Below are 15,086 nucleotides of genomic sequence, written 5' to 3' on the forward strand. Positions count from 1 at the left end.
CCATGAACATGCAGGACGCGGCCAAACGGCACCTGTGGATGCACTTCACGCGTATGTCGGCCTACAAGGACGGCGACGTGCCGGTCATCGTGCGCGGCGAGGGGCCCTATGTCTTCGACGACAAGGGCCGCCGCTACCTGGACGGGCTGTCCGGCCTGTTCGTCTCCCAGATCGGCCACGGCCGGCGTGAGCTCGCCGAGGCCGCGTCCCGCCAGGCCGGCGAGCTCGCCTACTTCCCGCTGTGGTCCTACGCCCACCCCAACGCCATCGAGCTGGCCGAGCGGCTGGCGAACCTCGCTCCGGGCGACCTCAACCGGGTGTTCTTCACCACGAGCGGCTCGGAGGCCGTCGAGTCGGCCTTCAAGCTGGCCCGCAACTACTTCAAGCTGACCGGCGAGCCCGGCCGCTACAAGGTGATCAGCCGCGACATCGCCTACCACGGCACCACGATGGGCGCGCTGTCGATCACCGGCCTGGCCGACATCAAGCCGCCGTTCGAGCCGCTGGTCCCCGGGTCGGTACGGGTGCCGAACACCAACTTCTACCGCGCGCCCGAGCACGGCGACTCTCTGGAGCGCTTCGGGCAGTGGGCCGCCGACGAGATCGAGCGGGCCATTCTGCGCGAGGGCCCGTCGTCGGTGGCGGCGGTGTACCTGGAGCCGGTGCAGAACTCCGGCGGCTGCTTCCCGCCGCCGCCCGGCTACTTCCAGCGGGTGCGGGAGATCTGCGACCGCCACGGAGTGCTGCTGGTCTCCGACGAGGTGATCTGCGCGTTCGGCCGGCTCGGCCACTATTTCGGCTCCGAGCGGTACGGCTACCAGCCCGACATCATCACCTTCGCGAAGGGCTTGACCTCGGGTTATTCGCCGCTGGGCGGCATGCTCGTGCAGGACCGCCTGATGGAGCCGTTCAACGACGGCCCGGCGACGTTCCTGCACGGCGTCACCTTCGCCGGGCACCCGGTCTCGACCGCCGTCGCGCTGGCCAACCTGGACGTGTTCGAGAAGGAGAAGCTGCTCGACAACGTCCGTACGAACGAGGCCGGCTTCCGCGCGTCCCTGGAGAAGCTGAACGACCTGCCGATCGTCGGTGACGTGCGCGGGGACGGCTACTTCTACGGGATCGAGCTGGTCAAGGACAAGGCGACCAGGACGACCTTCAGCGACGACGAGTCCGAGCGGCTGCTGCGCGGCTTCCTGTCCCCCGCGCTGTTCGAGGCCGGGCTGGTGTGCCGTGCCGACGACCGCGGCGACCCGGTCATCCAGCTCGCGCCCCCGCTGATCTGCGGCCAGGAGCACTTCGACGAGATCGAGCGCGTGCTGCGGTCGGTGCTGACGGAGGCGTGGACCAGGCTCTGATGGAGCTGTCACCTACCGAACGAACCCGGCTCCGGCGCCTGCGCGAACAGGGCCGCTCCGATCGCGCCGCCCTGTTCGCGGTGCTGGGCGCGGGCTTCGTCTGCCATCTCGGCGTCGTGCTCGACGGGGCGCCGATGGTCGTACCGACCGTGTACGGCTTCGACGACGACTTCCTGTACTTCCACGGGTCGGTGGCGAGCCGCAGCCTGGCGGGCGGGCAGACGGTCTGCGTCACGGTGACGCACGTCGACGGGCTGGTGCTGGCGCGCTCGGTGTTCGAGCACGGCGTGAACTACCGCAGCGCGATGGTGTACGGGCTGCCGCGCGCCCTCGACGGCGACGACAAGCTCGCCGGGCTCCGGGTGCTGAGCGAGCACGCCGCGCCGGGCCAGTGGGACTACGCGAGGCGGCCGAGCCGCAAGGAGCTCGCGGCCACCTCGATCTTCGCGCTGTCACTGGACGAGGCGTCGGTGAAGATCGCCGAAGGGCCGCCCGGCGACGGCGACGGCCCGGACGCCGCGCTCGGCCTGTGGGCCGGAGTCGTGCCGATCGAGTCGGTCCGCCGGCCGCCCGAGCCCGATCCCGCGCTGCCCGGCGACATCACCGCGCCCGCCCACATCACCGCGCTCGCGACCTGACCGGCTCGGCCGTCCCGGCAGGTTCGCGGTCTTTCGCGGCGCATCTATTCACTCAATGAATACATTGAATGTATAGTCCTCCGCATGTCTACCGGGCACATCCTGCTGGGCCTGCTCACCGAGCGGCCCAAGCACGGTTACGAACTCAAGCGCGAGCACGACGAGCGGCTCCCGGGGGCCAAGCCGCTCGCGTACGGGCAGGTCTACGCCACCCTCCAGCGGCTCCAGCGCGACGGCAAGGTGGCCGTGACCGGCACCGCACAGGAGTCCGGCCCCGAGCGAACCGTCTATGAGATCACCGGCGAGGGCACCGCCGACGTGCACCGCTGGCTGACCGAGACCGAGCCCCCGGCGCCGTACGTCTCCAGTCCGCTGTTCGCACGCGTCGTACTGGCTCTGGTCACCGAGGGTTCGGCCGAGGAGTACCTGCTCCGGCAGCGGGCCGCGCACCTGGACCGGATGCGCGAACTCACGACGCGCAGGAGCGCGGCCGGAGCCTCGGCCGGTGAGGTGCTCGCCGCCGACTACGCCCTGCACCACCTCGACGCCGATCTGCGCTGGATCGAGACCGCGCGGCAGCGCATCGGCGAACTCACCAAGGAGATCCGATGATGAGCACGCTGGAAGCCTGGCAGATCGAGAAGGCCTTCGGCCGCACGCACGCGCTGCGGGGACTGTCGGCCACGATCGAGCCCGGCGAGGTCGTCGCGATCACCGGGCCGAGCGGCTCGGGCAAGTCCACCCTCCTGCACTGCCTCAGCGGGATCATGCGCCCGGAGACCGGCGAGGTGTACTACGCCGGGCAGCGCGTCGACACCCTCGACGAGGCCGCGCGCACGAGGCTGCGCCGGGAGCACTTCGGGATCGTCTTCCAGTTCGGCAGGCTCGTCCCGGAGCTGACCGCGGCCGAGAACGTCGCGCTGCCGCTGCTGTTCGATCGGCACGGCCGCGAGGAGGCCATGACGGTGGCGCGCGCCTGGCTGGAGGAGGCCGGCGCGATCGAGGTCGCCGACGCCCGCCCGCTGGAGCTGTCCGGGGGCCAGCTCCAGCGGGTGGCGGTGGCCCGCGCGCTCGTCACCGCCCCCAAGATCATCTTCGCCGATGAGCCGACCGGGGCGCTCGACTCGGTCGCCGGCGAGCGCGTGCTGTCGCTGCTGCTGGCGGCCGCGCGACTCAACAACGCGACGGTCGTGATCGTCACGCACGACAACCAGGTCGCCGCGTACGCCGACCGCGAGATCGTGCTGCGCGACGGCGTCACGACGGGGGTGCCGGCATGAGGTCACTGCTGAGCGTGACGGGCATGCTCGCCCGCGGCGGCACCCCGGCCGAACGCACCCGTAGGCGTCTCATGGCAGCCGGGGCGATGCTCGCCACCTGGTTTTTGTTCGGCGCGGCCAACGTGCTCGCACTGCGCGGGCACCTGAGCGAGTGGCTGGGCCCCGCGTCGCAGCCCGGTACACGAGGCGGCACCGCCTTCGCCCTCGTCGTACTGGTCCTGCCGGTCACGGCCTTCCTCTACCAGTCGAGCCGGCTGGCGACCGCCGACCGCGAACGGCGGCTCTCCGCACTCCGCCTGGCCGGGGCGACGCCCTCGCAGGTCCGGCTGCTCGGCGCGGCCGAGACGACTCGTGCCGCCCTGATCGGCACCGTCACGGGCGCCGCGACGTACCTCCTGCTCCAGTGGGTCGCCCGCCGGCTGCTGCTGGACCCGCGATCACCCGCGAACGTCGGCGTCCCGCCCCTGCTCTGCGCCGCCGCGATGGTGCTCGTGATCGCGGCCGCGGCCGTCTCCGGCCTGCTCGCCGGGCGGCACGTCGTCGCGACACCGCTCGGCGTCACCGTCCGCGCCAACCGCCGGCCTCCCCGCCCGTACGCGATCGCGCTGCCCGTGGTCGGTCTCGTACTGATCACCGGGTTGCGGTTCCTGGGGAACCCCGTCCCCCTGGCCGGTGTGGTCCTCCTGGTGGTCGGCCTCCTGTTCTCCTCGAGCTCGCTGGTCCGGCTCTCCGCCCGGGTGACCGGACGCCGTGCGCGCTCGGCCGAGACGCTGCTCGCCGCCCGTGCGCTGGAGGCCGACGCGCGTCCCTGGGGCCGTACGCTCTCCGTCGTGGGCCTGGCCGTGGCCGTCGGCACCATAACGGGTTGGGCCGAGGCCGAGATGCTGATGGAGCGGCGCGCGACGGAGGCGTTCTGGCTCTCCAGCTTCGTCCTCGTCGACCTTGCCCTGCTGGTGGCGATCGCCGTGGCGGCCTCCGCGCTCCTCGTGCACCACGCCGAGTACTTCCTGGAGCGCGGCCCCGTACTCTCCACGCTCCGGGCCACGGGTACGCCGGAGGTCGCGCTGCGCCGCGTCCTGGTCCGCCAGGCGCTGATCGCCAGCGTCCCGGTGTGCGTCGTCGCGGCCCTGATGGGCCTGTACCCGCTGGTCATAGGAATCCGCATCTGGATCCTGTGGCCGGTGACACGCGCCGTGCTCATGGCCGCCCTGGGCATCCTCGCGGCCGTCCTCAGCGCGGCCCTGTCCCGGCGCCGGCTGCGCCGTACGGTCACGCCCGCGCTCCTGCGCGTCGAGTGAGCTACCGGACGGCGCGCAGGTCGGGCTCGGACCCGGGGCGGTTGAGCACCACGTAACCGCCCCGGCTCCGGACGATCGAGTAGCCCGAGCGCAGCAGGAGGCTCACCCGCGCGCGCTGGTCGTCCACCGAGGCGAACGGGAAGGTCACCTTCGCGGTGTCGGCGACCACCCACGGAGCCCAGCGCGGCCGGTCGTCCCAGAGCAGCACGCGGGTGCGGGCGGTCAGCATCGGCCCCAGTGTGTTGGGCGCCTCGACCAGCACCCCGCTGGGAACGGCGGGCAGGACCGCCGCCGCCGACCGCGCCCGCGCGTCGCGGCGGTAGAAGCCCGGCTCGAGGAAGCGCTTCAACGCGAAGTGCGGGACGACCGCCAGAGTGACCGCCAGGGCCGCGACCGGCCAGATCCGATCGGCGCGCGTCCGCTCGGGGAGGAGCCGCGCGAGGCGGGAGGCGCCGTCGACGCCGGCCGCGACGAGCAGGGCGACCAGCGCGACGTTGTAGTGGAACCTCGGCTCCCACCAGTGCCCGAACCGGCTCGACAGCATCCGCTCGGCCAGAAGCGGTAGCACCGCCAGCGTGATCGGAGAGGCCAGTGGCAACAGCAGCAGCGGCGCCACCAGCCACAGCATCGTCGTCGCCTTCACCTGCGGGGTGACCGCCAGCTTCAGCGCCCGCCACGGATGGGTGAGGGTGTTCATGGCGGCGTGCGGCAGGTCACGGCCGAGCCCGTCGTAGGCCCAGTAGTAGTCGGCGTCGCCGCCGAACGCGGGGATGAGCACCCGCGAGGCCAGGACGGTCCAGACCAGCCCGGCCCCGACGAACAGCGCCGCCTGGCGCCGCTCCCCTGGCCGGGTCAGCAGGTACAGCCCGAAGCCCGCCACGAGCAACCCCATGTCCTCCTTGACCAGCAGCAGGGCACCGGCCGCCGCGGCGCACTGCCATCTGCGGCCGGCCTCGTGGCGCTCGAGCATGAGCATCGAGAGCACCGGCACGAACGCCATCTCGTGAAAGTCGAACGCCAGCGTCTCGGCCACCGGCCAGGCCAGGGCGTACACGAGGCTGACGCAGTAGGCCGGCCCGACCCCGAGCCGCCGTCGCGTGTACGCCCACAGCGGGACGATCGCCAGGGCGAGCAGCGCGGACTGGGCGATGAGCAGCGTCTGCGGCCCGTCATGGATCCAGTACAGCGGCGCCAGCAGCGCGAGTATCGGCGAGAAGTGGTCGCCGAGCACGTTGAAGTGCGGGCCGAAGCCGTTGTGCACGCCCTTGACGATCGCGATGGGCAGGTGGAGATGGCTGTAGGACCGCACCGCCTGGTCGAAGATCACAAGGTCGTACGTCGTGGTGTGGAACGCCCAGAACCGCATGAGGGAGTACACGGAGTAGAGGGCCGCGACGGCGACCGTGAGAACACCGACCGTGATCAGGTCGCGCCGGGCGGTCCCGGCCGGCGCGGCCGGCTCCGTGGTCGCGGCGAGCATCAGCCGAGCGCGCCGCGAAGACGGTTGGCGTACTCCCGCGCCTCGTCGTCGGAGTCGTACTTGGTCCGCGGCCAGAAGAACCCGCGCAGGCCGTCCTTGCGGTTGCGCGGCACGACGTGGGTGTGCAGGTGAGGCACACTCTGGGAGACCTTGTTGTTCATCGCGACGAACGACCCGGCGGCGCCGAGCACGGTCTCCATCGCGGCGGCCAGGCTCTGCGCGGCGCCGAAGTAGGGAGCGAGCAGATCGGCCGGCAGGTCGGGCAGGGTCTCGTAGTGGGTACGGGGTACGAGCAGCACGTGCCCCTTGAACAGCGGCCGGCTGTCGAGGAACGCCACGGTGGGCCCGTCGTCGAGTACGACGTGGGCGGCTCGGCTCCCCGCGATGATCTCGCAGAACGCGCAGTCCATGGTGGGCATTCTTTCGCTTACGCAGGGCTTACGTCGCGTCGGTAAAGTCCGAGATCATGCAATTGGAGCAGGTCGCCTTCCGCTACCGACGCCGCGCACCCTGGGTCCTCCGTGATGTGACGCTGACCGTACCGCGCGGGCGGGTCATCGAGGTGAGCGGGGCCAACGGAGCGGGCAAGTCGACCTTGCTCCGCCTGCTCGCGGGCATCGTGCCGCCCGTACGGGGACGCGTCTCCGAACGGCCCGCGCGTGTCGGCTACGCGCCGGAGCGGTTCCCCGCCGCCCAGCCGTTCAGCGCGAGCGACTATCTCGCCCACATGGCGAAGATCCGCGGTGTGCCCTTCGCCGGGGCCGCGGATTGGGCCGAACGCCTCGGCTTCGCCGGGCTGCTCGGCACGCGCCTGCCCGACCTGTCCAAGGGCAGCGCGCACAAGGTGGGGCTGATCCAGGCCCTCCTCGGCTCCCCCGGCCTGCTCGTGCTGGACGAGCCCTTCGCCGGGCTGGACGCCGACACGCGTGCGGCACTGCCCTTACTGCTGGCGGACATCGCCACCGGCGGCACCTCCGTGGTGGTCAGTGACCATCAGGCCGGCCTGCGTGAGCTGCCCGGCATCGTGCGCTGGCAGGTGTCCGGCCATAAGGTGACCACCGGCGACCTTCCCGACGAGTACGCGATCGTCGAGGTGACCGTGCCGGTCGATGAGGCCGGCACGCTCGTGGACCGGCTCACCGCCGACGGCTACCGGGCGCGGCGCCGGTGATCGCGGTGATCCGGTTCCAGCTGAGCGGCTATCTGCGGTCGGTACGCGCGCTGCATCCCATCCTCGCGCTCGGGCTGCTGCTCGCGATCGTGTTCTCCAGCCCCCTGGGCGGGACGCCGGCGCAGATCCGGCACGGCGCGCTGACCGCCGTCGCCGACATGACCGCGCTCATCTTCCCCATCTGCGCCTGGGCGGCCCGCGGGCTCCTCGACACCGAACCGGACACCCAGCGGCACGTCACCGCGGTCACCGCGGGACGCCGGCGTGCCGTGCTGGCGGGGTCCGTGGCCGCGTACGCCTTCAGCGTCGTCATGGCGCTCATCGCCCCGATCTACCCGCTGGCCCAGGGGGTCATGGCCGGCCTGGGCGTGCGGGACGTGCTGCTGAGCGTGGCGCTGCTACCGCTGACGGCGCTGGCCGCGACGGCGCTGGGCGCGCTGACGAGCCGGGCCGTCATCCCCTCGCCCGGCACCTCGGTCCTCGTGCTGCTCGGCGTGTGCGGCCTCGACCTCATCCTGGGCATCGGCCCGCTGAAGGTGCTGACCGTACCCCTGATCGAGTGGATGCGCGCGGCCTCCGACGGCCCCTCCGACCTCGCCGGCGCCTTTCCCTGGCTGGCACTGCGGACGCTCGCCTGGGCGGCGGTGGGCGGCGCCCTGTACGCCTGGCTGCGCCGTACCAGGCCTTAGTACTGCATCCGGGTTTGTAGTGGATCGTGGACCGTGTGGTGGTCGATGTGGTCGCCGCGGAGCTGGATCGGGTGCATGTGCGGATGGCAGGTCGGTTCACTCGGTCCGAGCCGCGTGAACGGGTGCGTGAGTATGTGTCGGGGCTGGTCGCGGGGCTGGAGCGTAAGAACGGCTGGACGCTTGCCGAACGCAGCGGTGCGGTTTCGCCTGATGGGATGCGGCGGCAGTTCTCCGGGGCTGCGGGCCGGACCGAGAACTGCCAGATCGGGACGTTCTCGGCCTACGCGGCGGCACGTGGGCACGCGTTGGTCGACCGGGAGTTGTACCTGCCCGAGTCCTGGACCGATGACCGGCAGCGATGCCGGGCGGCGGGCATTCCGGAGGAGGTGGCGTTCGCGACCAGGCCCCGCCAGGCGATGGCGATGCCGGCGCGAGCCTTCGCCGCGAGGGTGCCGTTCGCCCGGGTGACGGCTGATGAGGCCTACGGGCAGGTCAAGTACCTGCGGGTGTGGCTGGAAGAACGCGACGCGTCCTACGTGCCGGCGACCCGCCGCACCGAGGTGCTCATCACCACTACCGGCCACCAGCGCCAGGCCGATCAACTGGTCGCCGACCTGGGCGCGCGGGCCTGGCGACGGATTTTCGGCCGGTGCGGTAGCCATGGCCCGCGCGAGTACGACTGGGCGCGCATCCCGATCCGCATCGGCTGGGCACGCGGACGTGGTCATTGGCTGCCGGCCCGCCGCTCGATCAGCCACCCGGACCAGATCGCCTACTACGTCTGTTACGGCCCACACCGCTCCAGCCTGGCCGACCTGGCCTGGATCGCCGGGGCGCCCTTGCGGATCGAGGAATGCTGATCAACTTGGCCCACCGCGCCGTCCACACAGCCGAACACACCTGGTCTGGTCGATCTGGCGCCGCAGACGCCGACACCAAGCCCGCCTCAGCCACTACAAACGACGCGGCCACCCACTCGCCCACGTGCCGTTGCAGTACTAGCTCCTTCGGGATCCGGCAGCTCTGCCCAGAAGTTCGTCAGAGCCTTGGCAACCGGCGCCGGCGTCTCCTCGGGCCACCAGTGGCCCACGCCCTCAAGATGCGCCATCCTCGCGCCCGATCGCCGCGCTGCCCACTCGTGCTGCACCAGCGTCCCGCTGGCTCGCTCGAAGTCGTCAACGGCGATGAGAGCGAGCCCCGGACGTTCTGCGGCGCTCGGCAGCAGCCGTCCCGCTTCGGCCATCGCCGGCTGTCGTGCCGACCGCAACAGCTTGAGGACGGCGCGACCCATCTCGGGATCCATGCCTGCCGCGACCCGCTCCGCCATGCGCCCGGTCATACCGAGGGCCGACGTCACCGCGAGTCGCTGCTCCAGATCGCCTCCCCACAACTCCCGCACCGAGGCTTCCCCCGGCCCCTCCTGCTGCCACACCTGTGCCCGCGGATGCCAGACGTAGTCGGGCGCGAACACGCCGAGTGCGTCGGAGGCCCAGCTGCGAATCAAATCCGGACGGCTCATGGCCAGCGCTGCGACGTGGATTCCACCCCAGTCGTGACCCACCAGGTCGACCGGAGCGCGGAACAGCTCCAGCTGAGACGCCAGCCAGTCTCGATAGGCCGTCGTCGACGAGTCGAAGCCGCGGGGCGCGGGGACGCCGAACCCGGGCGGGGACAGGACTACCGCGTCGGCCCGGTCGAGCTCCCCGATGAGCTTTCCCCAGATGGCCGCTGTCTCGGGGTTGCCGTGGACGAGGACGAGTGGAGTGCGCGGCACAAGACCACCTTTCAGATACTTGTTGACTGACACACAAGTATCGTATCGTGCCGTCCTGGCCGCTTGCGTGCTCTCGTCCCGCGTGCCGTCGACGGGACCAACGCACAGAACCGGCGGACCCTATGCTTGGTCGACCCGATGTCTGAGGAGTCCTGATGCCCGATCAGCCTCCCGCTCGCCGCACGCAGCGGGAGCGTCGCGAAGAGACCGAACACAAGGTGCTAGGTGCCGCGACGGCGCTGATCGCCCAGCACGGGTCGCGCGCGCTCACCCTGGCGGCGGTCGGCGAGGCCGCCGGCTACAGCCGGGGGATCGTCTCTCATCACTTCGGCAGCCGCGAGAATCTGCTCCGCGCGGTGATGCGAGATGCTCAGACCTTCACCCTCCCGGAGCTTGGGGACAGCGCCGCGGACTGGCTGGCGGACACGGTTCGCGCCTACCTCAACAACGTCACCAGCCGACGTCCGGCTGCCGGCGCGTTCCTGCAGATGTGGGGCGAGGCGATTGCCGCCGATCCTGTCCTGATGCCGCTCTACGCGGAACAAGACGCCGGCTTCCGGCGCCTCCTCGCCGACAAGGTCAGCGAAGGGATCCGCGACGGCTCGGTGCGAGCAGATGCCGACCCCGAGGCGATGGCCGTGTTCCTCGTTGGCCTCGTCCGCGGGATCGCACTGCAGCTGATCTCGACTCCACCCCCGGCGCGGGTCAAAGCGATCATCGACGAAGCCGAGCGGTCCACCCTGCGTGCGCTCAGGCCGTGACCCGAACGGCCTTCGGCACGGGCGCGCGTCGAGAGTGACTCAGAGCCGACGAGGAGACTTGGTCCCCCCTTCATTACGAGTCGCTTTTTCATCGGATTCTGGCCGCCGACCCAAATGCAGGTGGGTTGCTGATTTCAGCGAGGCTGAACACTCTTACAAACCCGGATGCGTTGCAGTACTAGGGCGTGTCGGACAGACACGCCTTAGGTCTTCGACCGCAGCCGCTCGATCTCCGAGGCCAGCCGCTCCAGGAAGGCGTCCACGTCGGGCTGGCGGTAGCCGGGCCGCATCCGGGTGGTGGCGAACACCGCGTTCTTCACCTGCGACGCCCGTGCCCGGTCCCGTCGCAGCGCGGTGATCATCTCGTCGAGGAAGGCGTCGACCTCCTGCTCGTCGTAGCCCACCCTGAGCCGTGTGGTGCCGAACCGCACGTTGCGCACCAGGCCGATGAGCTGGTCCGCCTCGGTGGAGCGGATGCGGTTCGGCCCGCCCTTGTCCTCCAGCTGACGGACGTAGTCGTCGAGCGCCTCGTCCACCGGCTTGATCCGGTATCCGCCCAGCCTGCGCTTGAACCGTGCCGCGGTCACCTCGTCCGCGGTCACCGCCGGCGCGTACAGCGGGGACCTGCCGAGCGTCCCCTCGATGCGGGCGATGAGCGCGTCCACCTGGTCGCGGTGGTAACCACGGAAGGCACGCCGAAAGTCGGGCATCCGGCCATTGTTTCCGATGTCCGGCCGATACGAAGGCTTAACCGGCGCTTATTGCTGCTGGGTCCGCAGCGGAGGCTCCTCGGGCATGGCGGCGAGCTGGCCGCAGGCTCCGTCGATCTCCTGGCCACGGGTGTCGCGTACGGTGACCGGCACGCCGTGCGCCTCAAGGCGGCGGACGAACTCCGTCTGGTCCGAGGGCCGCGACGCGGTCCACTTGGAGCCGGGCGTGGGGTTGAGCGGGATCAGGTTGACGTGGACGGGGTGGCCCTTGATGAGGCGGCCGAGCAGGTCCGCGCGCCATGCCTGGTCGTTGATGTCGCGGATGAGCGCGTACTCGATGGAGACGCGGCGCCGGGTGCGGTCGGCGTACGTCCAAGCGGCGTCGAGAACCTCGCCGACCTTCCACCGCGTGTTGATCGGCACGAGCTCGTCGCGCAGCTCGTCGTCCGGCGCGTGCAGCGACACCGCCAGGCGTACCTTCAGGTCCAGCTCGGTGAGCTTGCCGATCGCGGGCACCAGCCCGACCGTGGAGACGGTGATGTTGCGCTGGGAGATGCCCAGCCCTGCCGGGCTCGGGTCGCTGAACCGGTGGATCGCCCGTATGACGGCCGGGAACGACGCGAGCGGCTCGCCCATCCCCATGAAGACGATGTTGCTGACGCGGCCCGGTCCGCCGGGGATCTCGCCACGGCTGAGCGCGCGTGCTCCCGCGACCACCTGCTCGACGATCTCGGCGGTCGACAGGTTGCGGGTCAGGCCGGCCTGACCGGTCGCGCAGAAGGGGCAGTTCATGCCGCAGCCGGCCTGTGAGGACACGCACATCGTGACCCGGTCGGGGTAACGCATCAGGACCGACTCGATGAGCGTGCCGTCGAAGGCCTTCCACAGCGTCTTGCGGGTCATGCCCTCGTCGCAGACCTGGTCGCGTACGGAGGTGAGCAGCGGCGGAAGCAGCTCGGCCACGAGCCGGTCGCGCAGATCGGCGGGCAGATCGGTCATGTCGGCCGGGTCGTCGGCGAGCCTGCCGAAGTAGTGGCGCGACAGCTGGTCGGCGCGGAACTGTTTTTCCCCGAGCGCGGCTACGGCCTCGCGACGCTCGTCAGAGGACAGGTCGGCGAGATGGCGGGGTGGCTTCGCCCGGCGGGGAGCGGCGAAGGTGAGTTCAGCGGACATGACGGTATCCAGTGTGGCAGACGACGAGGAGAGCTTTGACCCGGTCCGCTAGACGGTCTTGGCCAAGAGGCCGTCTCACGGCAGGTCGTTACTCCCCCTGAGACCGCGGAATCACTACAGTCCATTCCCATGCCGGTATTGCGTAGAACGCCGCGGGAAGCGCGGGTGCTGCTCAGCGACACGAGCCCGTACGGGAGCCGTGTCCTGGACATCGAGTACGACCACGTCGCGACGGCGGCGTACCTGCGGACGAGCGACGGGGACACGGTCGCGGCCACCTGGGTCGCCAACCACCAGGAGGCCCCCTTCCACGCCGATCTCGCGCGGCTCAACGCCGGGCTCGTACCGGCCCTGCCGAGCGGTCGTACGAAGCATCCCAAGGGCCGGCCGCCGCTCGATCCCCGCACCCTCGAGGTCGTCTGGCTCGAAGAGGGCGACGGGGTCGCGCTGATGGAGGCCGGGCAGCCGCTCTGCGTCATCCCCGGCTGGTCCGACACGGACCGCGGCGTCCCGGGCTACGCGCGGGAGGCGATCGGCCGCAGCCCGTTCGCGTTCGCGCTCGACGATGAGATCGACGAGCTCGGGCCGCGCATCCTGCAGGCCCAGGCGTACTGGAAGTGGCGGCGTGGTGCCGGGGCGTGGGAGGGCTTCCAGCAGTCGCTGCTCGGCCACCTCCTGAGCCGGCTGGGGCCGGGCGGGTACTACTGGCACGACGTCGCCCGGCAGCCGGGCCGTACGGAGCCGGGCACGCCGCAGCCTCCGGCGATGCCCGCGCCGCGTCCCGCGAACGCCTCGGCCGCCCACGAGCCCGTCGTCGGCGTCTCCGAGCGCCCGGCGCGGGGCGACCGCGCGTACACCGTGCTGAGCACCGTGGGCATGAGCTGCCAGCGGATGCCCACGGTCGAGCTCTATGAGGACAACGTCGGCGAGCACGCGCGCATCGAGCTGGCGGTCGCGACGACGCTGCCCAGCGTACGCGCCGGGCGGGTCTTTCCCTGGCTCGCGCAGTATCCGTGGCAGGCCGTCACCTCCTTCGCGCCGGGTGACAACGTGAAGTGGTACCACGAGGCACGGACGTTCCCGCTCGGCCCGTCCTGGGAGGGCGTACTCCTGCTGGACAACCCGAACCGCCTCGACGGCCCCGACGCGCCGGACCTGACGGCGTTCTCCTTCGGCGGCGACCCGGTGCAGTGGCTGTGGCTCGTGCCCATCACCGAGGACGAACGGCAGTTCGGCAAGCGCGAGGGGTCCGACGCCCTGATCGAGCGGCTCGCCCGCGAGGGACGGAGCTGGGTGGTCGGCTGAGGCGCCGCGCCGCTCAGTTCGGTGGGACGAACGCCTCGAGGAGCACCCAGACCACCGGAACGGTGGCGAGGAGCGAGTCGAGGCGGTCCATCACCCCGCCGTGCTCGGGCAGGAGACTGCCCATGTCCTTGATCCCGAGATCGCGCTTGATCACGGACTCGATGAGGTCGCCGAACGTCGCCGAGCCCACCGCGGCCACGCCGACGATGACGCCCTGCCACCAGTGGCCGTGCAGCAGCCAGGGCAGGAGCACACCACCGACGACCATGCAGGTGATCGCCGAGCCGGTGAATCCCTCCCAGGTCTTCTTCGGGCTGATGGACGGGGCCAGCTTGTGGTTGCCGAAGAACGAGCCGGCGAAGAACCCGCCGATGTCGCTCGCGACCGTGGCAGCGATGAAGATCAGCACCCGGTCCGGGCCGTCGGAGGGACGCAGCAGGAGCACGACGAACCCGGCCAGGAACCAGATGTACGCGGTGGCGAATACCCCGGCCGTGGCGTCGCGGACGTAGCCCTCCTGGCCCTTCGGGAGCCGCCAGAGCAGCACCGCCAGAGTGGTCAGGCCGAAGCCCGCGACGAGCGCGGTCGTGCCCCAGAAGTAGGTGCACAGCAGCATCGCCACGCCACCGAACATGACGGGGACCCACGGGATCCGGATGTCACGCGTGGCGAAGGCACGGATGAACTCCCAGACGGCGACGCCGAGGAAGACCATGACGACGCCGAGGAAGATCTCTTTGATGGTGTAGAGCGACAGGAGCACCACGGCGCCGAGACCCACGCCCACGCCTGCGGCGATGGGGAGGTTACGGCTGGGTGCGCGCTTCTTCTTGCCCATGTCCGCCTCCGGGGTCTCCGGCGTCGGCACGGGGGCCTGTTCGAGTCCCACTAGACCTCGAGCAGCTCGGCCTTCTTGTGCTCGAGCAACTCGTCGATCTTCGCGACGTGCTTGTGCGTGAAGTCGTCGAGATCCTTCTCCGCGCGGTGCACGTCGTCCTCGCCCGCGTCGCCGGCCTTGGCGAGCTTGTCCAAGGCGTCCTTGGCATGCCGACGGATGTTGCGGATCGAGACCCGCGCGTCCTCCGCCTTGTGCCCGGCCACCTTGATGAACTCCCTGCGGCGCTCCTCCGAGAGCTCGGGGAAGACCACACGAATGATCTTACCGTCATTTCCGGGGTTCACTCCGAGATCGCTCTCTCGGATGGCCTTTTCGATCGCCGTCAGCGACGAGGCGTCGTACGGCGCGACGATCACCATCCGGGCCTCGGGGAGCTGGAAGGACGCGAGCTGGTTGATGGGGGTCGGCGTCCCGTAGTACTCCGCGGTGATCTTGTTGAACATCGCGGGCGTGACGCGCCCGGTCCGGATGCTGGTGAAGTCGTCCTTGGCGACAGTGACGGCCTTCTCCATCTTCTCCTCGGCCTCGAGGAGGATATCGTCGATCACCTT

16 protein-coding genes and 1 pseudogene are annotated in these 15,086 nt (G+C 70.6%); 10 read left to right on the forward strand and 7 right to left on the reverse strand.

All coding sequences use genetic code 11. The features are described 5' to 3' along the window. Positions 1 to 2: 2 nt before the first annotated feature. The 5 genes from FB559_RS03300 (at position 3) to FB559_RS03320 (ending at position 4,574) form a co-directional block, all read left to right on the forward strand. The gene (locus FB559_RS03300; RefSeq protein ID WP_141953105.1) at positions 3 to 1,358 is read left to right on the forward strand and encodes an aspartate aminotransferase family protein; all 1,356 of its coding nucleotides are present in this window, start codon (positions 3 to 5) and stop codon (positions 1,356 to 1,358) included. Next, positions 1,343 to 1,996 (forward strand): pyridoxamine 5'-phosphate oxidase family protein, encoded by a 654-nt coding sequence (locus FB559_RS03305; RefSeq protein WP_425455046.1) that lies wholly within the window; start codon positions 1,343 to 1,345, stop codon positions 1,994 to 1,996. Before FB559_RS03300 ends, FB559_RS03305 begins: the two co-directional genes overlap by 16 nt. Before the next feature lie 84 nt (positions 1,997 to 2,080). Then, entirely contained in the window at positions 2,081 to 2,608 is a 528-nt protein-coding gene (locus FB559_RS03310) for a PadR family transcriptional regulator (RefSeq protein WP_141953107.1), read from the forward strand. Continuing rightward, the gene (locus FB559_RS03315; RefSeq protein WP_221639877.1) at positions 2,605 to 3,276 is read left to right on the forward strand and encodes an ABC transporter ATP-binding protein; all 672 of its coding nucleotides are present in this window, start codon (positions 2,605 to 2,607) and stop codon (positions 3,274 to 3,276) included. Before FB559_RS03310 ends, FB559_RS03315 begins: the two co-directional genes overlap by 4 nt. Continuing rightward, positions 3,273 to 4,574 (forward strand): FtsX-like permease family protein, encoded by a 1,302-nt coding sequence (locus FB559_RS03320; RefSeq protein WP_141953112.1) that lies wholly within the window; start codon positions 3,273 to 3,275, stop codon positions 4,572 to 4,574. The genes FB559_RS03315 and FB559_RS03320 overlap by 4 nt, the downstream gene beginning before the upstream one ends. Before the next feature lies 1 nt (position 4,575). Here the strand turns inward: FB559_RS03320 and FB559_RS03325 are convergent, their stop codons facing one another. Both FB559_RS03325 and FB559_RS03330 read right to left on the reverse strand, forming a co-directional pair. After that, complete coding sequence (locus FB559_RS03325; RefSeq protein ID WP_141953114.1) at positions 4,576 to 6,054, reverse strand: DUF2079 domain-containing protein; 1,479 nt, start codon at positions 6,052 to 6,054, stop codon at positions 4,576 to 4,578. Then, the gene (locus FB559_RS03330; RefSeq protein ID WP_141953116.1) at positions 6,054 to 6,464 is read right to left on the reverse strand and encodes an HIT domain-containing protein; all 411 of its coding nucleotides are present in this window, start codon (positions 6,462 to 6,464) and stop codon (positions 6,054 to 6,056) included. The genes FB559_RS03325 and FB559_RS03330 overlap by 1 nt, the downstream gene beginning before the upstream one ends. A 56-nt stretch (positions 6,465 to 6,520) precedes the next feature. On the opposite strand from FB559_RS03330, the gene FB559_RS03335 reads away from it, so the two are divergent. The 3 genes and pseudogenes from FB559_RS03335 to FB559_RS03345 all read left to right on the forward strand — a co-directional run. After that, a complete protein-coding gene (locus FB559_RS03335) occupies positions 6,521 to 7,225 on the forward strand; it encodes an ATP-binding cassette domain-containing protein (RefSeq protein WP_141953118.1) in 705 nt (234 codons plus the stop codon). Then, complete coding sequence (locus FB559_RS03340) at positions 7,222 to 7,914, forward strand: hypothetical protein (protein WP_141953121.1); 693 nt, start codon at positions 7,222 to 7,224, stop codon at positions 7,912 to 7,914. The genes FB559_RS03335 and FB559_RS03340 overlap by 4 nt, the downstream gene beginning before the upstream one ends. A 35-nt stretch (positions 7,915 to 7,949) precedes the next feature. Continuing rightward, positions 7,950 to 8,771, forward strand: a pseudogene (locus FB559_RS03345) (IS701 family transposase); the annotation flags it as partial. Between the two features lie 89 nt (positions 8,772 to 8,860). Here FB559_RS03345 and FB559_RS03350 read toward each other — a convergent pair. Continuing rightward, positions 8,861 to 9,721: an alpha/beta fold hydrolase gene (locus FB559_RS03350; protein ID WP_221639880.1), complete on the reverse strand. Its 861-nt coding sequence runs from the start codon at positions 9,719 to 9,721 to the stop codon at positions 8,861 to 8,863. Positions 9,722 to 9,843: 122 nt separating this feature from the next. Between FB559_RS03350 and FB559_RS03355 the strand changes: the two genes are divergently transcribed. Beyond that, positions 9,844 to 10,449: a TetR/AcrR family transcriptional regulator gene (locus tag FB559_RS03355; protein WP_141953123.1), complete on the forward strand. Its 606-nt coding sequence runs from the start codon at positions 9,844 to 9,846 to the stop codon at positions 10,447 to 10,449. Between the two features lie 203 nt (positions 10,450 to 10,652). Here the strand turns inward: FB559_RS03355 and FB559_RS46065 are convergent, their stop codons facing one another. Together FB559_RS46065 and rlmN are read right to left on the reverse strand one after the other, a co-directional pair. Beyond that, positions 10,653 to 11,159, reverse strand: coding sequence for a DivIVA domain-containing protein (locus tag FB559_RS46065; protein WP_141953125.1), 507 nt, complete (start codon positions 11,157 to 11,159; stop codon positions 10,653 to 10,655). Between the two features lie 48 nt (positions 11,160 to 11,207). Beyond that, entirely contained in the window at positions 11,208 to 12,332 is a 1,125-nt protein-coding gene (gene rlmN, locus FB559_RS03365) for a dual-specificity RNA methyltransferase RlmN (protein WP_141953127.1), read from the reverse strand. Between the two features lie 129 nt (positions 12,333 to 12,461). Between rlmN and FB559_RS03370 the strand changes: the two genes are divergently transcribed. Beyond that, positions 12,462 to 13,637, forward strand: a complete 1,176-nt coding sequence (locus tag FB559_RS03370; protein ID WP_141953129.1) for a suppressor of fused domain protein — start codon at positions 12,462 to 12,464, stop codon at positions 13,635 to 13,637. 13 nt (positions 13,638 to 13,650) lie between these two features. Here FB559_RS03370 and FB559_RS03375 read toward each other — a convergent pair whose 3' ends face one another. Continuing rightward, a complete protein-coding gene (locus tag FB559_RS03375) occupies positions 13,651 to 14,505 on the reverse strand; it encodes a phosphatidate cytidylyltransferase (RefSeq protein ID WP_246121328.1) in 855 nt (284 codons plus the stop codon). A 20-nt stretch (positions 14,506 to 14,525) separates the two neighbouring features. Continuing rightward, complete coding sequence (gene frr, locus FB559_RS03380; protein WP_141953131.1) at positions 14,526 to 15,083, reverse strand: ribosome recycling factor; 558 nt, start codon at positions 15,081 to 15,083, stop codon at positions 14,526 to 14,528. Positions 15,084 to 15,086: the final 3 nt, after the last annotated feature.

The sequence above is a fragment of the Actinoallomurus bryophytorum genome, assembly GCF_006716425.1.
Lineage (GTDB): Bacteria > Actinomycetota > Actinomycetes > Streptosporangiales > Streptosporangiaceae > Actinoallomurus > Actinoallomurus bryophytorum.